At 39.1% G+C, this 18,013-nt stretch carries 18 protein-coding genes; all 18 read left to right on the plus strand.

The window, feature by feature from the left end; genetic code table 11:
• Positions 1-7: 7 nt before the first annotated feature.
• Positions 8-655 (plus strand): MarR family transcriptional regulator, encoded by a 648-nt coding sequence (locus tag MKZ11_RS13695; RefSeq protein ID WP_340794962.1) that lies wholly within the window; start codon positions 8-10, stop codon positions 653-655.
• A gap of 688 nt (positions 656-1,343) precedes the next feature.
• Positions 1,344-1,805 carry a metal-dependent hydrolase gene (locus MKZ11_RS13700; protein ID WP_340794963.1) on the plus strand — a complete coding sequence of 154 codons (462 nt, stop codon included), beginning with the start codon at positions 1,344-1,346 and terminating at the stop codon, positions 1,803-1,805.
• 12 nt (positions 1,806-1,817) lie between these two features.
• Positions 1,818-2,879 (plus strand): ParM/StbA family protein, encoded by a 1,062-nt coding sequence (locus MKZ11_RS13705; protein ID WP_340794964.1) that lies wholly within the window; start codon positions 1,818-1,820, stop codon positions 2,877-2,879.
• A 1-nt stretch (position 2,880) separates the two neighbouring features.
• On the plus strand, positions 2,881-3,246 hold the full coding sequence (locus MKZ11_RS13710; protein WP_340794965.1) for a hypothetical protein: 366 nt from the start codon (positions 2,881-2,883) through the stop codon (positions 3,244-3,246).
• 20 nt (positions 3,247-3,266) lie between these two features.
• On the plus strand, positions 3,267-3,641 hold the full coding sequence (locus MKZ11_RS13715; protein ID WP_340794966.1) for a hypothetical protein: 375 nt from the start codon (positions 3,267-3,269) through the stop codon (positions 3,639-3,641).
• Positions 3,638-4,090, plus strand: a complete 453-nt coding sequence (locus MKZ11_RS13720; protein ID WP_340794967.1) for a DUF5348 domain-containing protein — start codon at positions 3,638-3,640, stop codon at positions 4,088-4,090. Before MKZ11_RS13715 ends, MKZ11_RS13720 begins: the two co-directional genes overlap by 4 nt.
• A gap of 33 nt (positions 4,091-4,123) precedes the next feature.
• Positions 4,124-4,819 (plus strand): hypothetical protein, encoded by a 696-nt coding sequence (locus tag MKZ11_RS13725; protein WP_340794968.1) that lies wholly within the window; start codon positions 4,124-4,126, stop codon positions 4,817-4,819.
• A gap of 31 nt (positions 4,820-4,850) precedes the next feature.
• On the plus strand, positions 4,851-5,072 hold the full coding sequence (locus tag MKZ11_RS13730) for a hypothetical protein (protein WP_340794969.1): 222 nt from the start codon (positions 4,851-4,853) through the stop codon (positions 5,070-5,072).
• 45 nt (positions 5,073-5,117) lie between these two features.
• Positions 5,118-6,305: a conjugal transfer protein gene (locus MKZ11_RS13735; RefSeq protein ID WP_340794970.1), complete on the plus strand. Its 1,188-nt coding sequence runs from the start codon at positions 5,118-5,120 to the stop codon at positions 6,303-6,305.
• 63 nt (positions 6,306-6,368) lie between these two features.
• Positions 6,369-6,590: a hypothetical protein gene (locus tag MKZ11_RS13740; protein ID WP_340794971.1), complete on the plus strand. Its 222-nt coding sequence runs from the start codon at positions 6,369-6,371 to the stop codon at positions 6,588-6,590.
• Positions 6,591-6,695: 105 nt separating this feature from the next.
• Positions 6,696-8,018: a TcpE family conjugal transfer membrane protein gene (locus MKZ11_RS13745; protein WP_340794972.1), complete on the plus strand. Its 1,323-nt coding sequence runs from the start codon at positions 6,696-6,698 to the stop codon at positions 8,016-8,018.
• Positions 8,019-8,048: 30 nt separating this feature from the next.
• Positions 8,049-9,293 (plus strand): hypothetical protein, encoded by a 1,245-nt coding sequence (locus MKZ11_RS13750; RefSeq protein ID WP_340794973.1) that lies wholly within the window; start codon positions 8,049-8,051, stop codon positions 9,291-9,293.
• A 53-nt stretch (positions 9,294-9,346) separates the two neighbouring features.
• Positions 9,347-11,956: an ATP-binding protein gene (locus tag MKZ11_RS13755; RefSeq protein WP_340794974.1), complete on the plus strand. Its 2,610-nt coding sequence runs from the start codon at positions 9,347-9,349 to the stop codon at positions 11,954-11,956.
• Between the two features lie 32 nt (positions 11,957-11,988).
• Positions 11,989-12,525 carry a hypothetical protein gene (locus MKZ11_RS13760; protein ID WP_340794975.1) on the plus strand — a complete coding sequence of 179 codons (537 nt, stop codon included), beginning with the start codon at positions 11,989-11,991 and terminating at the stop codon, positions 12,523-12,525.
• Between the two features lie 114 nt (positions 12,526-12,639).
• Complete coding sequence (locus tag MKZ11_RS13765; protein ID WP_340794976.1) at positions 12,640-15,093, plus strand: CD3337/EF1877 family mobilome membrane protein; 2,454 nt, start codon at positions 12,640-12,642, stop codon at positions 15,091-15,093.
• A gap of 57 nt (positions 15,094-15,150) precedes the next feature.
• Positions 15,151-15,879, plus strand: coding sequence for a hypothetical protein (locus MKZ11_RS13770; RefSeq protein ID WP_340794977.1), 729 nt, complete (start codon positions 15,151-15,153; stop codon positions 15,877-15,879).
• A 53-nt stretch (positions 15,880-15,932) separates the two neighbouring features.
• Positions 15,933-16,961, plus strand: a complete 1,029-nt coding sequence (locus MKZ11_RS13775) for a peptidoglycan DD-metalloendopeptidase family protein (RefSeq protein ID WP_340794978.1) — start codon at positions 15,933-15,935, stop codon at positions 16,959-16,961.
• A 277-nt stretch (positions 16,962-17,238) separates the two neighbouring features.
• Positions 17,239-17,928 (plus strand): hypothetical protein, encoded by a 690-nt coding sequence (locus MKZ11_RS13780; RefSeq protein ID WP_340794979.1) that lies wholly within the window; start codon positions 17,239-17,241, stop codon positions 17,926-17,928.
• Positions 17,929-18,013: the final 85 nt, after the last annotated feature.

Consider the following 18,013-nt stretch of genomic DNA (forward strand, 5'->3'; position numbering starts at 1 on the left):
TATAAAAATGGATATGCATGACGCGTTAGAGACGGCAGAAAAGCACGCCAGACTTCGCGATGGTGAAAAGCTAGTGGATGTAGCTGCTGTTGCAATAGAAGAACAGAAGGCAAATGAGCAAGGTTACGCCCTATACAAGCTGAAGGATAAAAACAAAGCATTGTTTGTTCAAGCAATTCAAGAAAACCTCGATGTGCTTATCAGGAAAGAGTTCCTGACGAATGCAGAGTTAGGTTTTCTTTTTTCTTTGATGCCGTTGATTCAGCTGCATTCAAATGGAATTACCGATAGAGGAAGCGGACAATTTATGACAGTATCAGAAATTGCGAAGTATCTAAATCGTGATCGTACTGGAATCAGTGCAACAATCCAAAGTTTGCTTGAAAAAGGGATATTATTTGAACTGGTGGATTCACAAGAGATTAAAGAACATAAAAGAAGTGTTACTCGTAGACCATTATTTATGAATCCTGAAATCATTTATGCCGGAAATCGAAACAGAATAAATGCTACATTATCAAAGTTAGTTATCGAATTTGACAAACTGGAAAGAAAAAAGGTGTTGCTTTCTTGGAAGTTATGGATAAAAAATGGCGAAGAGTTCGGGAGATTGTACAGCAGAAAAAGTTATTTGGAATTCAAAAAACTGAAATGAATTAGCAGGGTGTGGAGAAAATACCACACTCTTTATTGTTGATTTATATAGGTTTCCAGCACTTCTTTTAGAGGGTGTCGAAATATTTCTACACCCTAAATTAGTGTATTGAAGGGGTAAGTATGAAAAGGGAGTGTCGAAAAATATCGACACATGTGTAGATAAATCTCTACACCCTAAAACATGTATAAACGTTGTTGTGAAAGGGTTTTTAGGGGTTTTCAGAATGTCGCCCTCTCTCACTCTCTTATATACGACTGCCATACTGGATTTTTCACCTGTATCTTAAATGAGAAATCACCATGAAAAGTAGTTGAATTCTAAAGTGGATGATACTTCGTTAAGTTTTCGTGAGAGTGAAATTCGAATTATTTTCGTAATAGATTTTGAAATAGAAAACGAAACGAATTAAAACCTGGGCTGGAAAAAAGGGGAGTATGGCGATGTCTGCTCTTTCAGCTCTTCAATTATTCAGCCCATGTTTTAACTTGTTCAACACGAAGAGCAAAATTAAGCGTAGTCATTTGTTCAAATAACCGTATCCACTCTTTGTACTTGTCAAAAGCAATCGAAATTCTTTTGGTTGTTTTTTAGAGGGACAAAATAATGGAATGGAAAGAAGGAGATATAAATTGAGGTATCAAGAAATCAAGGAAGTAAACGATGATTTAGAATCGACTGTTGACTAGTGGAATGGTCCACACATGCTTTATCAGGAATGGTTGCCGGATACGCAGTTACAGGAGGTGATTGGCGAGGAGCTGTCATTGGAGGAATAGCTGGTATCGTACCGGATCTCGATGAACCAAAGTCGAAGTTCGGAAAGTTGTTCTTTTTTATCTCAATACCACTTAATTCTGTATTTGGTCATCGGACTTTTACGCATTCCTTGTTATTTTCATTATTAGCAGGGGTTTTTATATACCCGTTTACAGATTGGTGGGTGGGTTTATCAGTAGGTGCAGGAATACTTGCGCATATAGCAGGGGACATGCTGACTGGAAAAGTGAAGTTCTTCTATCCGTCAGCTAAATCTGTTGGGATTGCAATATCGTTATTCAGTTTTACATTGATAGATAGAATCACAAGACTGTTACTCATCATTTTTATCGGTTGGGTTCTAATTACAAAAATAAATTTGGATTTATAGGAGGTCATACTTTTGGAAAACGTTGCAGTCGATTTAGGCTATGGATTTGTCAAAGCAATATCATCATCAGGAAAGCGTGTCATATTCCCATCGCTAGTCGGGAAAGGGTATAACAGGGGAATCACAAATATCCTCGGAGATACACCGAACGATTTAGCGAATATGCATGTAACAATTAGTGGTGAAGATTATTTTGTCGGAGAGCTGGCAAATGAATCCCGCTCATTATCCCGCATATTTGAACGTGAGCGGTTCAATCATATGTACACACACATTCTACTCAATACAGCCATTCAGCTTGTCACGGACGGGAGAGGAGGTTCTATCAATCTTTCGACGGGTCTTCCATTAGATTTTTATCAGGCGCAAGCAAAGGATTTCCAAACATCTGTTACAGGTATTCAATCACATATTGAATGGATGTCAGGACCTTTAGTTGAAGGTACAAAACAGGTGAACATTGAACGAGCTCTAGTGTTTCCACAAGGTGCTTCAGCCATCTTCTCTGCATTGATTAATCACGAAGGGAAATATACGTATCCTGACTTAATGCATCAGGGGTCACTAGTTGGCCTAGTTGATATCGGATTCAGGACGACCGATTTTGTTGTAGTTGAAATCCAAGAGAACGGTTCGTTCATTCCGAAGGCAAAGCTATCCGGTACTGTGGATGACGGTGTGAACAATCTTTACAGGGATATTCGTCAAGCTTATAAAACACAAACAGGTGGAGCGGATTTAAGTGAACATTATATCTCACGAATTTTAAAGGATGAACAATTGACCTATAAAGGCAACAAGATTGATTTTAGCCAGATTATCCAATCAAGTAAAAAGTCCATTGCTACAAATATTGTTGATCGATTAAAAAACGTATGGGCTGAAGAATCCGATTTATTTGATGCGATTTTCTTAGCCGGTGGTGGGGGTGAACTATTTGAGCCATTTATCCAGCCCCACTTTGATAACCGTTTAGTGAAGATTATAGAAAGCCAGTTTGCAAATACCATCGGCTATTTGAGATTAGGTAAATCTGTATTTGATCAATTAGAGCGACGGAAAACTGTGATGTGATATGAATGTGAATTGGGAAAAACGATTTAGTTTTCGACTGCAAGAGGAAGATGAAGAAATCTATAACCTGCTCGCGAAAGTGCCGGACAATAAGCGGAGTGAAACTATTCGGCAGATGTTGAGGTTTGCATATCGAACAATTTTAGATGGTCAAAAAACTCATCAGGATAATCAACGCTTGATGGCTGAAATAAAGTCCTTAAAAGACAGTCAAGAAGTGCAGCATCAGGAGCTGCTAAATAAAATCGGAAATGGTGTTGCGATTAGAGTTGAAGAGGTAAAAGAATATGTTGATAACACGATAACTGAACAAGCGATAGACGATAGCGCAAGTGCGATGCTTTCGTCTTTTGGTGTTGAACTTTAATTAACTTAGGAGGTGAAGAAATGGTTAGAACGAAGGAAGAGCTACGTAATAGCAAGAAGCAGAAGTTCAAGAAAGTATGTGAAACGCTGAGGGTATGTGATTCCTGTGTATTTAAAGAATTGGTAATGATGGGGGATCGATCGAACGACAAAGAAACTGTTGAATTAATCTGCGGTGCCTGTCCTAATTACAAATCAATGCGAAATGTCGGTGACCTGTTATGGAAAATAGATACGAATATTGAAGCAATACTCGAAAGGAGACAAGAAATCACTACGCATGAAATTGTGACGCTGCTTGAAAAAGGCGTTTCAAAAAAGAAAATTAGAGAAGCCATAGGAATGCATTCAGTCATCGAATTCAGGGAATTCATATCGATGATTGCCCAACAATGAAAGGGGAATTAATGATGAAATTACTTGCGGATGCAATAAACTCTTATCTTTCTGCAGAACACAATATTCAACGTCTTTTAACCGAATCGAAAGAATTGATGGATAACGTCAATGTGTACAGATTGAATTCTGAAGACGCCCAACAATATCACACGCTATATCAAGCGATACAAGGACTCGAAGAGGCACATAATTCTATTGTCGATTTAAGCAAGGAGGTCCAACTGGAAGGATATTTACAAAAGAACGAATGGGATCGGTATGAATTATGCGGCCGAGAACTGACCAGCGGCTCCTCCGTGGATGTTTGGAGAGATGACCCGGAAATGAAGGAAGGTGGCTATTATGTCCAATCTCGAATTGAACATCGAGGAGATGATTATTATTGTGTAGCAATGCCGTATATAAAGCTAGAGGGGCTGAAGGCTCGATACAGGGCGCTGCCTTGATGTTATTAAATACTAAGAAAGGAGTGAATTGTAATGCGTATGAGTCTGGAGGATACCTATAAAGCCGTGGTTTTGAAGGGGATGCTAGAAGACGAATTAAATGAACTCGAAACTATTCATGAAAGGATGTTCAGCAGAAAAGTAATCAGCAAAGACGCAATTCGTAAGACGGTGAAAAGATTATTCATCTCGTTTCCCATTTTCATGATTCTTGTGAATTACGTTCGCAATGGGATTGATCTTTTTATCTTCATCTACACACCTGTATTTTTGTTCTATACAGCGATTTACACTGCGGTAATTGTCTCTTTCATTTACGTTTACAATGCAATCGTGAAGAAATTCAATAAATCTAGGAAGGAAATTAGTGAAGGAATAGTTTTTTATGAACAGTACAAAGAGGCACTTCAAAAGAATATTGAATCGGTTGATAGCGCACTGAACAATAATTCTTCATTGCTTCCAATGTATCGATCAAAAGAGGTTTTGGAAAAAATGATTGCGTATAAAAAACAGGGAAGAGCAAAAATCGATGAAGAAGCAATCCACATCTATGAAAAGGAAAGCCGTATATGCAGTCAGCACAGTACTGCTAGTAGGAAAAAAAGCATTTCGAAGTTATCAGCAATCTCAACTAAGTTGAGCGGTTTTGGTCGTTTTATTAGCATGGTACTCTTTGCGTCCATGGTGGCCAAAAGCCTAAACAGGCCAAGTCCTCGTAGATGGTAAAGGAAAGCAACCTGCGAGAGGAGGTGAAAGGATGTTTAAACTCGTAATCGGGACAATTTTGATGGTCTTCTTAATCGTGGTCATCGGGAGTCTATTGCTAGAACAGTTTCCAACATTGGTCCCGTTGTGGGAGGAGCTAAAAATGCATGTCGTAAGTCTTTATGAATCGTCACTCGTTAAATATGGGACGATTACAACACTCGTTTTGATTGTCGCCATTTTCATTATGGTGGGTAGTTCAAAGAAATTTTGAAAAACGTGACTAGATGTGGAATACGGAAAAAGGAGGGATCGGATTTTGAAAAGACGATTGAATAAGCCGACAGATTCGAAAGAAAGTCTGTTCAAAAGGTCAATGGATGTTTTAAAGAAAACCTCCGAAAATGAAAAACGGAAAAAAGAAATACGAAAACATGAAAAGAAAAGCAAACCGAAAGGGTACCGGGCTAAAAGGCTTGGCGCAATCACTTTCTGGATGCTTTTTTTATTTATGTTGCTTATTGTATTCGTGAATGTGTTTTCAACGGGTGAGAAATCGAATGCAGCGAATGATTCCGACGAGGCATTTTTGAATAAAGCTACTTCTGCAGAAGGTATCGAGTTCTCGAAAAGTTTCGTCTCGGCCTATTTCACATGGGATGTTGTAAATGAGAAACGAAGTGAGCGGATAGAACGACTTGGCTATTATTTACCTGAAAAGTTAAGTGAACAAGCCATTGCTAGTGATAAGAAATGGAACTCAGCGATTGCCCGCGAAAACATCGTTCTGAAGGAAGTAGAAGATATCGGGGATTCCAAAGCAAGTATTACTTTTCAAGTGAAAGTAGTATTTGAAAAACCGTCCATTCAAGAAAAGAAGAAAGATGATAAGTCGGCAGAAAAACCAGCTGCTGGACCTGAAAAGGTCAGGACGATGAAGTATATCTCCGTACCAGTTTTCTATGATGAAGACGAAAACCGTTTCATCGTTTATGAATTACCTAGTTTTTCATACGTGGATGAGAAGAATATAGATAAGAGTCTTGATCCTGAAACAGATGGGCTAAAGTCCGTGGTAGATGGGAGTACCCAAAATATCAAGGCTTTTCTAGAAACATTCTTTGAAGCGTATGCGAACGATTCAAAAGACAAACTGACCTATATCGTCGAGGACCCACAACATCAGAATGGACTGAACCAGACGATGGACTTTGTCAGACTGAAAAACACAGAAATCTTTGAAGGGAAGAGAGCTAACGAGAAAGTCATCAGAACGGAAGTAGTATTGGCTGAACCAGAAACGGGAATTGAATTCAATTCCACTTATCTTTTGGTAGTGGAAGAGAAGGAGATGCGTTATACCGTTTTATTAGTCAACGACAAAAAGTACATTGACGACTTGAAACAGAAAAAGAAAGTAGATGATGAATCACATGGGAAATTTGAAGCAAATGAAGTCCAGCCCCAAATGGAAGAGAACGTTGAAACTGATGAAACAAATGAATAAGACAAGGAGTTAGATGCAGACAATTATGTCTGTGTTTTTTTATTGCGAAAGGGGGTGAATCGAATGAGTTTGGAAGGATTATTTACATGGATTTCAGAGGAAATAAAATGGGCATTATTCATCGTTCTGTTTGTAGCTTTGATTGTAACAGCTTTTAAAAGAGCATGGATTGCGTTGATAGGTGTCTTAATCGGGCTTGCTTTCATTGGGATTTTCATCGTAAATCCGGAGGTCTTGATTAACATTTCTGAGTTCTTTGCTGAGAAATTGAATCTAGGTAATTAATGATACGGATTTTATTACAAGCAAGGGGGGATACATTCTTCTCCTTGCCATTCCTATGAAATATAGGGCTTGGAGGTGAAAATTATAAATAGGATACCGCTGTACGTGCTTAATAGTTTCATTCGTTTTGAACGGAAGCTATATCAGGTTTTCGGTTTGGAATTGGGTAGACCCTTGCGATTGAAAGCAGTCATGTATTTCTTTGTGATTGCAATTGTAGAGGCCACCATATATTTCACTCCTGGAATCGGAAGGCTAATCAATTGGATACCCGTTGGAATATTGATTCTTATCCCAATCGGGCTTGCTTGGTTGCTTGCGGATGTCGGGACGGAAGGGAGGTCGCCTGTTCACTTCTTCCGTTCTTTTATCTTGTATCAAGCAAAGAAGATGAAAGCTAGCACGTTTTACAGAGGACGTGAGGTGGACAAAGAAAAAGACTATCAGTTTCATAATTACTACACCTACAAAAAAACGTTGCAACAAGAAGATGATGAGTCCCTTGTGGCAGCAGAATTAAATGAAGAGCGTGACAAAGTTTTGGATTTTCTGGCTAGGATTTCAGGTGAAGAAAAGATGGCTAGTGAAAGATTGTACGACTATATAAGAAATGAAAGTGAGGTGCTCATAGAAATGGATGATGAAAATGTTCCTGAGACAGAAACTGAGAATAAAGAAACATCTTTGCAAAAACGTTCAATGAAAAAGTCCGAAGAACGATTGAAGCAAAAACCGGTCGCCGCAATTGGATTGATTGTTCTCTTTACCAGTGTTCTTAGTATCATTCTGGTTTTGGGATTTCTTCATATCGTCACGGACTTTGATTTTGGCAAAGCAAATGCCAATACAAATGACGCTGGTTCTTCCCAGGAAGTAAAAACAGGTCAAACCGAACTTACTGTTGTCTCCCTTGAAGAAAATCTTATTGCTGGGTTGCGGTCTGCCTCCATTCAAAAGTATTCCGTCGCTGTTGAACATTTCGACAAACTGGATTTTAAAAAACTAGAAAAGGATGACCGGAATGCCGTGTTATTCACATATTTAATGTCGAGTAATGCACAAAAAGCGTTGGACCATGTTCCTGAATTCGATAAATCAATCGTCAATTTTTTTATTGCGAAGAAGGAAATCAACCAATTGAAAGAGTTACAAACGGATTCCAAACTAATTGCCTTTGAAGTTGCCTCATTAGATGCAGACCATGAAAAAATTATTGAATATCAAAGTGCACCAAGAATGGAGATGGATGAAAGGCGAACACATATAGTTGCTGATGCTTATTTAGCTTTGGGTCAAATTGATGAAGCCTATGATTTTGCCAAACGAATTGATGATGCAGCTTTACGTTCCTATATCCAGAAGAAAGCGGAAGTGAAAGATTTGGAAAATAAAAAGAAGGAGAAAGTAAATGGTAAATCCATCGGATAGTTCTAAAAACATAAAAGGGGAGGAATTCACTTGTCTAACGAAAATAAAGACAAAGACATGAAAAAGAAAGTTACGGTGGTCGGAGCAATTGCCCTGTCTGCCGTTTTAGCAAGTGGTGTGGGATACACTAGCTACAATTTATTGAATGATAAAAACAATGATGCAGAAAACGGTAAGGAAGTTGTAAAACAAAAAGATGAAAACGACAAAGTCATCTCCAATAAACTTGAAGTAATTACGATGAAAGAAGAGGATGACATTGATGATATTGTCGCAACGGCCATCAAGAATGAAGAACCAGGTTTGTCCCTATTTGATGACCAAGATGACTATTCGGATTTAGACAACTCAATCGCAAATGCTGATAAACATCATGTGAAAGACCTGGCATTTTTTGAAGATGATGAAGATGAGTTTCAAGACCTGAATGACTCTCTTGTTGCAGTCGCTGTTGAAGAAGGAAAAGAGGGAACGGAGAATGACGTGGCAATATTAGAACCAGTCCTTGTTGAACATGTCGAAAAAGACGGGCCTGGAGATGAGCATGAACATTTTGATGAACCGACTGAACCCGTACTTCCTGAAAAAACAGTGGAAAATGTAATGCCAAGTGAACCTGTGTTACCAAGTAAACCATCTCAACCAGAGCAACCATCAAAACCAGTTATTCCAGAACCGATTGAGCCGGAGCCAACAATTCCGACAGAACCAGTTGAACCTGTAGAGCCCGTAATTCCTAAAGAGCCTACTGTTCCTGCTGAACCTGTCTCTCCAGAACAAGCGGAACCAGACGACCCGGCTATTCCAGAAAATCCGGTGGAACCCGAAGAACCTATTAATCCTGAAAAGCCTTCCGAGCCTGAAGAACCTACCATACCAGAGGAGCAGACCGATCCATCGGAACCTGTAGACCCTACAGACCCTGAAAATCCGACAACACCAGATGAACCAACTGATCCCGAGAACCCAATTGACCCGGCAAATCCTGAAGAATCAATTGATCCTGAGAATCCGGATGATCCAACAGAACCATCTGAGCCGGTTGAACCTACTGATCCGGTAATTCCGACAGAACCCGTAGAGCCAATCGAACCCGTCGAACCAGAGAATCCAACTGTTTGGACAAACCCAACGGAACCGACAGAACTAGTAGTTCCACCAGAACCTACGACACCGGAGGAACCTGAAGAACCCGAAATGCCGCTAGGACAAACAGAACCTGACGAGATTACTAATCCAGTGGATTCTATTACCGTTGAAGATGAAAATCAATAATTTAACCAGAGTAGGAAGCTGTGTAAAATAACGGCTTCTTTTCTCCTTATAAAATGATAAAGGTAGTGGTAAACGTGAAAATCGAATTTCCGGTCAAGCATATTGAAAACAACTTAGTTTTTTCACATGATGGAACGGTATGGGCCTATTATAAAATAGACGGATTCAATTATGATTTCTTAGAAGATGATGAAAAAATAATGCCCTTTCAACAACAGATGTCTTTCTTAACGAACGTGGGTCTTGATCTGCATTATTTAGTCATTCCTAACCCCACGAATATAAAAGGTATTTTGAATTCAACAATCGAAGAAATGAATTTGAAAGAATATCCCCTGAAAGAAAATGGGGTTAAATTTATCGAGCAAGTCAAAAAGGCATTGGAAAATGAAAGGGAATTGAATGAATCTAGTGAATATCATCATTATATCGGCATTCAATTAGACCCTGAGAAGAATAGGTATCTATCGGGTAACGCTGGCATCAATGCTTTAACATCTGTAAAAAAGTTCTTTGAAGGTTTCAGTTCGCCACTTTACCAAGCGGTAGGATTGTACCCTGACGACATACTGGAAAGTCAGATTAAAGCTTTCCAAAGCCAAGCTGTTTCCATCGAATCTACAATAGCAAATTCTTTTGGTTCGCGTATTCATAAAGTGACAACTGAAGAGTTAGTATTTATCATCGAAAAGAGTTTCAGTACGCGAAACAACAATACGGATGTTCAGCCCCGCACTTCCTATGAAATTGGGACCAATGTTGAAGGAATTGATAAGCAGGGTAATAAACATAAGGCGGTACGTAATAGTAAAAAAGAATTCTTCGATTTGCAGAATACGAACATCAAAGAAGTAGGACCGAAGACATTACTGTTAAGTCGTATCACCAATGCTAATGAAATAGAAAATCTGTACTGCCAATATTTGACCATCGAATATATGGATGACGTTCAATATCATCCAGGAAGTGAATGGCTCTATCGGATTCAACTGCGTATGCCGTTCCCATTAACTGTTTCTATACGTGCAGAAAATCAGCCGAATGAAATCATAAAAAAGAAATTGTCCAACGCCAAATTGGAATTCAGGGACCAACGGAAAGAGGCCGAGAAGGGCGGTCAAGATGTCGATATGAGTGTCGATGCTTCACAAAGCGGAACAATCCAGATGGAAAACTATTTCAAACAAACAGGATTCCCTGGATTTGCTTGTTCGTTTGTTTTCAAGGTGACGGCTGAATCAGAAGAGCAATTAAAGACCCGAGTCGGCTTATTGCGGAATGAATTATCAAAGTTTGGTTTGAAGATTGTTGCACCTTATGGCGAACAACTCCATTTTTTATTGGAATCGATTCCTGGTTCAAAAAAGTATCATGATGATTATAAAATGGAAGTTGCACCGGGCGTATTAGCGGGTATGATGTTCGGAGCTACAACGAACATTGGAGATAATCGAGGGTTTTATATCGGTCATACTTCTCAATTTTCAAAACCGGTCTTTATCCAGCCCGATCTAGCTGCTAAGGCATTTGATGGATTGGGTAACGTCGTGGATTCCATATCGGTACTTGTAGCCGGAATGACTGGACGGGGAAAATCCTTCTTCATGAATTTGTTCATTTATCTAGCGACACTTACCGGTTCAAAGGGATTGATCATCGATCCGAAAGGTGACCGAACAGGGTGGGATAAGGGGCTACCGTTCATTCCGAAGGAGTTTATTGAAGTATGGACACTTGGCTCTGACCCTGACGATGCGGGTTCACTGGATCCATTTAGAACAAGTACGAGCATTGAGGAAGCCAAAGACATTACGATGGATATTCTATCGTATCTGGCCAACATTAGCCTGAATGAGGATGCCTACAATATCTTGAGTGAAGCGGTGGAGGAAGTAGCGAATAAGGAAGACCCTTGCATTGGACGCGTCCTGACCTTTCTCCATGACTTGTACGAGAATCGTCCCGGGAGTATGTCGAATAACCGCTATGAATCATTGGAACGGTTAAGAGGTACGCTGGAAACGTTGAAACGTAACCAGTTATCCATGTTGCTATTTGGTGAGGTCGGTCAGAATTTCAAAGTGTTGGAGCACGATAAACCAATTCAGGTCTTGATGATTCAAAACTTGAATTTGCCTTCATCCAGCGAAAAGAAGAATGCTCGAACGATCCATAAGATTTCTGAGGCGATTATGATTTCAATCACCGCATGGACAAAGCAATACATGTTCAAAGGAGATAGGGGAACTCACAAATTCATCCTGCAAGATGAAGCGAGTGCCATTGAGCGAAGTGCAATCGGTTCTGAACTGATGGATTTCATTGTCCGTATGGGGCGTTTCTATAACACGACACTCATGAAGGGGTCGCAAAATGCCTCAGACCATGGAAATGATGTTGCGAATATGGGAATGAAATTCAGTTTCGGATTGCGCAAAACAAGTGAAGCCGAAGAAATGTTAGATTATTTGAACCTTCCTAAGACGGGCGCAAATATTGAAATTCTGAAGTCATTGGATCGTGGAGAAGCCTTGTTCCAAGATATCTATGGTCGCTCTGCAGTCGTTAAAATCAATCCAGTGTTCGTAGAATTATTGGATGCGTTCGACTCCTCTACCTCATCTGAGGCGGAACGAGAGCGTGAAAAAGTAAGAGTAGTGTGATAACATGAAAACCATTGAAAGGGAGTGGTGAATTGTTTGAAAAAAGTATTTGGGGATTCTTTATGCTGTTAGCCATGACTGTTTTAATGGCAGCATGTACCTCTGAATCCAATGAAGAAACAAATGAGAAATCTGATGATAATGCGAAGAAATATGCTAAGGTATTCGAAGAGACAGATTCGATTGCTCATGATTTTATGGTTGTGAAGATAGAACAGAACTATCCTGAGATATTGAACTATTTGTCATTAAACGGAATTGACGAATTGAAGGAGGACAGAGAGTATTTATTAAAGAAACATAGATTACCAGAAGAATTCGAAAAACTCGATGGAATGTATGAGTTAAGAAGGTACGATAATTTTTATGAAGAAGAAAGTGGAGAGGTTTATTACAGATATCGCACTCCTGATAATAAAGGTTCATTAGTTAACAGCTGGATTGTATTGATAAAGGATGAAGATAAAGTGTGGAAAGTTCGGTCGTATTTTGATTCCAGACCAGAGATGATAGATGACAATAACGCTGAAACTGGCACCGTGCTTCATGAATTTCCAGAAAATGATTAAACTGAATACGAAAGGAGGTAACAGGCTATTGATAACCCTTGCTAAATGCATAGGGTTATTTTTTATGGCTTAAATTATATGCGACCTAACTATAATAGAATATTATTTTTATTAATGATGGTTTTTCTGTTCTTTGGTACGGGTGTAACCCATTCAGGATTCGCAGATGATGGGGAAATAGCGAATGAAAAAACTGACATTATGGATATTATCACAGATCAATATGGTGAATTCAAAGATGATGGAAAGTCTTATTATCATCTCGATGCAGTCTCCGATAAAGATGTGGAATCGTTTGAGGAAGGGAGTAAATTCTGGGCTGATACTTATGATAAACTTTTCGGTTGGGCTGATGTCAAAGAAAACGTAGGAAATAAGTTAAGTGAAATGGTCAACCTGGTCAACAATATTGTCTTTGATATAAATATGTTTTTGACCTATACGATGTTAGTCATGTATGACTTAGCCTATACAGCTGATTTTACCGAGAAAATCATTGTGGAATTGGAATCATTAATGTCGAATATGACCGGTATTTCCGGTGGAACTTTCAGTATCGGGAATGGTCTATTTGGAAATCTTGTAAAGCTTATTGCAATATTGACTGGTATGTATGCGTTGTATGTGTTCATTATTAAACGCGCTTTTTTTGAATCATTTTCTTCAATCTTTCAAACAATTATTGCTCTAACGATCGCAGTCCTGATGTTTGCGAACTATACGACATTACTAACTGGGGCGAATAAAATAACGACAGATTTAAGCGGCTTTGTTGTCAGCTTACCTAGTCATGCAGGGGATTTAGAATCGAATATGGTTGATCCAAGAACGAAAATGAAGGACAGCATATGGGGAATGTTTGTTGATAGACCCTACCTGTATATGCAATACGGCACACATGATGTTGAAGTACTTGGTGAAGGAAATAGAGATGCTGGACTTACACGGGTGAAAAATATATTAAAAGAACCAGTTGGTGAAGAAAGGCAAACTAAAGTGGTGCAACAAGAAGCTTCAAAAGATGGTTATGGCAATAACATGATGAAATACTCAGCAGTAAATAGTCGTTTAGCATTCTCGTATTTCTACATGATGATCAATGGGCTCGTATCTCTTCCTATTTATCTATTATCGCTTTGTTTAATACTCTTTCAGTTCTGGTTTATGGTTATTGCAGCACTTGCGCCATTCGCATTGCTTATCGGTGCAATCCCAGGACAATTTAATGTCTTAAAACGATATTTCATTGAGTTGGGTATCCCGTTGGCATTAAAGATATTTTTATCATTCATAGCGTTAATAGTATTTGTGATATCAGATATTATTTACGCTGGAGATTTTAAATCGATAACCGGAGCTTCCAATCCTTTTTATAGTTATGTAGGAGCAGGAACTTTCAATTTATTGTTGTTCGGAACAATATTTATCTTACGAAACAGAATCAAGAATATTTTCTCTTCTGGTTCGAATACAATTCGAGAGCTTCGAGAAAGCTCAGGTACGTTCGCCGCACCATTCAAAAAAGGTGTACAGAATGTTGCTACCGTCGGTGGTGCTGTTGCTGGTGCAGTCGCAGGTGGTCCGGCGGGTGCAATGACAGGTGCTGCAATTGGTGGTTCTGTCGGTAAGGTGGTTACTGGAGAAGGTGGCGTAAGCGATGTTGCCGGCTCTGCAATGAAAGCCCAACATTTAGCTCATTTGAATAAAATGACACAGTCCCAAGACGCAACGAAACTAACTGGTTCAGATAAGAGCAAACTAGGTAATTTCTTTGATAAGAAAAATCTGACCCCTGAAATGAAAAAGGATACCATGGAGGCGTTTGAAAAGGCTGGAATCAACAATCTATCGGACGATGAACTGTCAGAGCAATTCAATAAAATTAGTAGCCAAGGGGACTTAGACGGTAATTTCTCAGACGCATTTGTAAATGGTATTTCAGATAAAAGAAAAAATAATGCCATTGAAATGGAAAAAGACGTATTATTCCCTGGTAGAGAAAAGAAACAAGAACAGACAAAAGCTGTTCTGTCTGACACAGGAATGCCAACGAAAATGGTAGATTCACCGATGCACGCTTTGGATAAGCAGGGCCTGCATGATGTGAGCAATAGGGAATTGCAAACTCAGTATCATAAATTGATGGATCAAAGCAATCTATCTGAAGGAAACGGCGATACATTCGCAAAAGCTACTTCCGATGCAGGCAAGTCCCATCACTTGCAGAGGGAAAAGCAAGACGTCCATGGTGACGTGGAATATGAACTACATCTGAATAAATCGATGATTACAAACGAACTTGCGAATAGGGGCTTACCTCCTGAAATGATAAATCAGACAATGGACACTTTGAAAACCCAAGGTATCAACAATATTAGTCAAAGTGAAATGCACAGGCATATTGATTTGGTCGTTGATAGAGCAGGTCAAGCAGAATGGAAGAATAGTTTTGCTGATACGTTTACCAGCAACATTCAAAATGAGAGAAGAACGACTGAATTAGAACAAGAAAGGAGTGCCCCTATTGAAGGAGAAAATCTAAGATCTTTTGATGAGACACCCGACTGACACTTTCTCGTTAAAAAGCGTAATTAGGATTGTTATAAAGAGGAGCTGACTAATGCGGTGAATGAACGATCAAAAAAAATAATGATGATCTGCGTGATGGGGCTTTCTATCACGCTTTTATTATTGGGTTTTATTGTTGGCTTTGTTGATAAAGAGAAAAAGAAGAAGGCGTTAGACCAAACGATTGAAAAGCCAATGGGTAATGAAAATAATGGCATTTGGCAGTATACCCCTAAAGGTGAATCAGAAAAAGAAACGGAAAAAGCTAAAGGTGAAAAGGTATATAAAGTAGAGACCAATGCAGATTACGATGAAAACCCTGAAGAAAGTTATTTGAAAGTGCCTGATGAAGTTTCGAAAAACCCTACTCAAAGCGACATGTTTCCGGAAAAAGATTTGGAACAAACAAAAGCTATCGCTAAAGAGTTTGCCCAGAAGATACATGCATTTGATAAGAAAAATCCAACTAGTCATTTGGATTCTGTCGAGGGATTGTTGGTACAAGGACATATCAACTTTCTGAAAGATAGCAAAGAGGAAAAAATTGAAGGGTTAAAAGACGTTAAAGGCATCGTTTCACGAAAAGTTCTATCAGTAGAAATCAAAGATCCTGTAGCTCCTACGTTGATAGCCATCTCATGGGATGCCGTTGTTATAAGTGAGGTAGTAGATGGCAAAGGGGAGATTAGAAAAGACTCGGATATTTACAGCATGATGTTTGAAAAGGATGGTCAAAGCCATTTCCAAATCACCGATTATTACTTGAACTATGATCAAAAAAGATAGGGGGGAAGGGCGAACAAAACCTCGTTTAAGAGCGAAACGTTCGTTGAGCTATTATGAAAAAGTTGCTATGGATTCTGCCGATTATAGCTAGCCCGGGTTTGCTTCTTCTGTTTTCTATTCTTGCTCTATTCCTCTTCTTTGCCGTATTCGTGGTGTTCACCGAAGAGGATGATGAAAAGTTGAACTTTGCCGGAGGGGCGGTATGCCGTCCTGATGGTGAAATCAGTGAAGAGATCTTTTTCTCTCAATTCAACAATGCAGGTGAATTTACGGACAAAGGGCAAACGTTTATTGATGTTGCTGAGAACTATGGGATAGACCCCGTATTGATGGCTGCTGTCGCCTTTCATGAAACGGGTTCAGGGACATCGGCTGCCGTAATATTGAAAAATAATCCAGGCGGGTTGATGGACCCTGCAACCGGCAGCCGTTTCTTATATACCTTTGCAACAATTGAAGAAGGAATAGAGGCAATGGGGAAGACCTTGCACAATCGAATTATAAAAGATGGCCTGATTACGATTTCTGATTTAGGGAGCGCCTACGCCCCTATTGGAGCCGACAATGATCCAACTGGATTGAATAATCATTGGGTGCCGGCAGTAACAAATTTTGTTGCTCAATTCGGTGGTTTGACGATGAATTGTGAAGTTCATGTTGTTGGTGACTGGAAGATTCCCCTGATGACGGGAATAAAAATTACTAGTCCATTCGGTTATCGTATACACCCTGTATATGGGGATGAAAGACTGCATACGGGTGTGGACCTTTCATGTAAAAATGGAGACCCCATCCTTGCAGCTCAGAGCGGAAATGTCATATTTGCATCAGGCAACGGTTGGTCAAATGGATATGGGCTCCATGTAATGATCAATCATGGTGAAGTTACTACGCTTTATGCTCATATGAATTCAGTGAAAGTAAGTATAAATGGTGAAATAGCCCAAGGAGATGTAATCGGTACATGTGGTTCAACGGGAACTTCTACCGGCAATCATCTTCATTTTGAAATTATTCGTGCTGGAATGAAAGAGGACCCCATGCCTTATCTAGTGGAATACAAGCCTGTTGTAGATAAATAATTGTCAATAACTATTTGTCCGACGTTAAAGTGCAGTGAAAACGTTGGGATGACAGCATTTCTATTTGTTAACGTCGGACGTTGCATAAAATGAACGTCCGACGTAAAACTAGCCATTAATCGTTGGTGTTATAAGGTTTATGTTTCCTAACGTCGGACGTTGGGTTATTTGCAATTTAAAAAGCATATTAACGTCCGACGTTGAGTGTTAAGAATGTTGATGTATCAAGGGTTTTAACAGTAAGATTACGACCCCAAACAAGAAAGGAATGAACTTTATGGAATCTGAAAAAAAGATGCTGTTTGAGCAACTGAAAAGTATTGAGGAATTGAAGGTTTATATAATGTCACAAATAAACAAGTTAGGAGGAAATTATACTGCGATTAAGAGAACATCGGTTTATCCAATGGCTAAGGTAAAATCCATGCTTATCAACGATTATCCAGTTTTTCAGTTTTCATTTGATGGTGCATTACCAGCTTATAAAGAAGATGACAGGGATTATTTAGCGTTGATTCGTCATTACTATTACCGTGCAACATTTGATTCGTATGACTTTACCAAGATAGATTTCAAGTTTAGTCAGTCTGTCATTATCACAGCCCATTACTTTAACAATATGCAGATACGCGATTTAGACAACAGAAACAGGAAACTCATTCAAGATGCTATTCGTCAAACGGGGTTAATTGGGGATGATAGCTGGTCAAGAGTATGGAATGTTGATGTAGGATTTCTTGATCCAAAAGGAAATCATGTTCAAGTTTATGTAGTGTCACAGGACAACTTCTCAAATTTTATGTCTTACTTGCTGGAAGAACATTGGGAGTTGTTAAAGGTTGTAGAAGCGTCAAGAAAAGAGACCATTATTGAAGAATATAAACTAGAGGAAATCAAAAAGACAGAAAATGTAGACACAGAGAGTAAAGAAAAGAACGGAATTCCTGCAGCTGAATTTTGGGGGTAATACTTTTCTAGAAAGTATTATATTGCACCTTGATATAGATGCTGAGATTCATATCCAATATTAAAGAATTCTGAACCCCCTAATA

The sequence above is a fragment of the Sporosarcina sp. FSL K6-1508 genome (genome assembly GCF_038007465.1).
In the GTDB taxonomy this organism is placed as follows: Bacteria; Bacillota; Bacilli; order Bacillales_A; family Planococcaceae; genus Sporosarcina; species Sporosarcina psychrophila_B.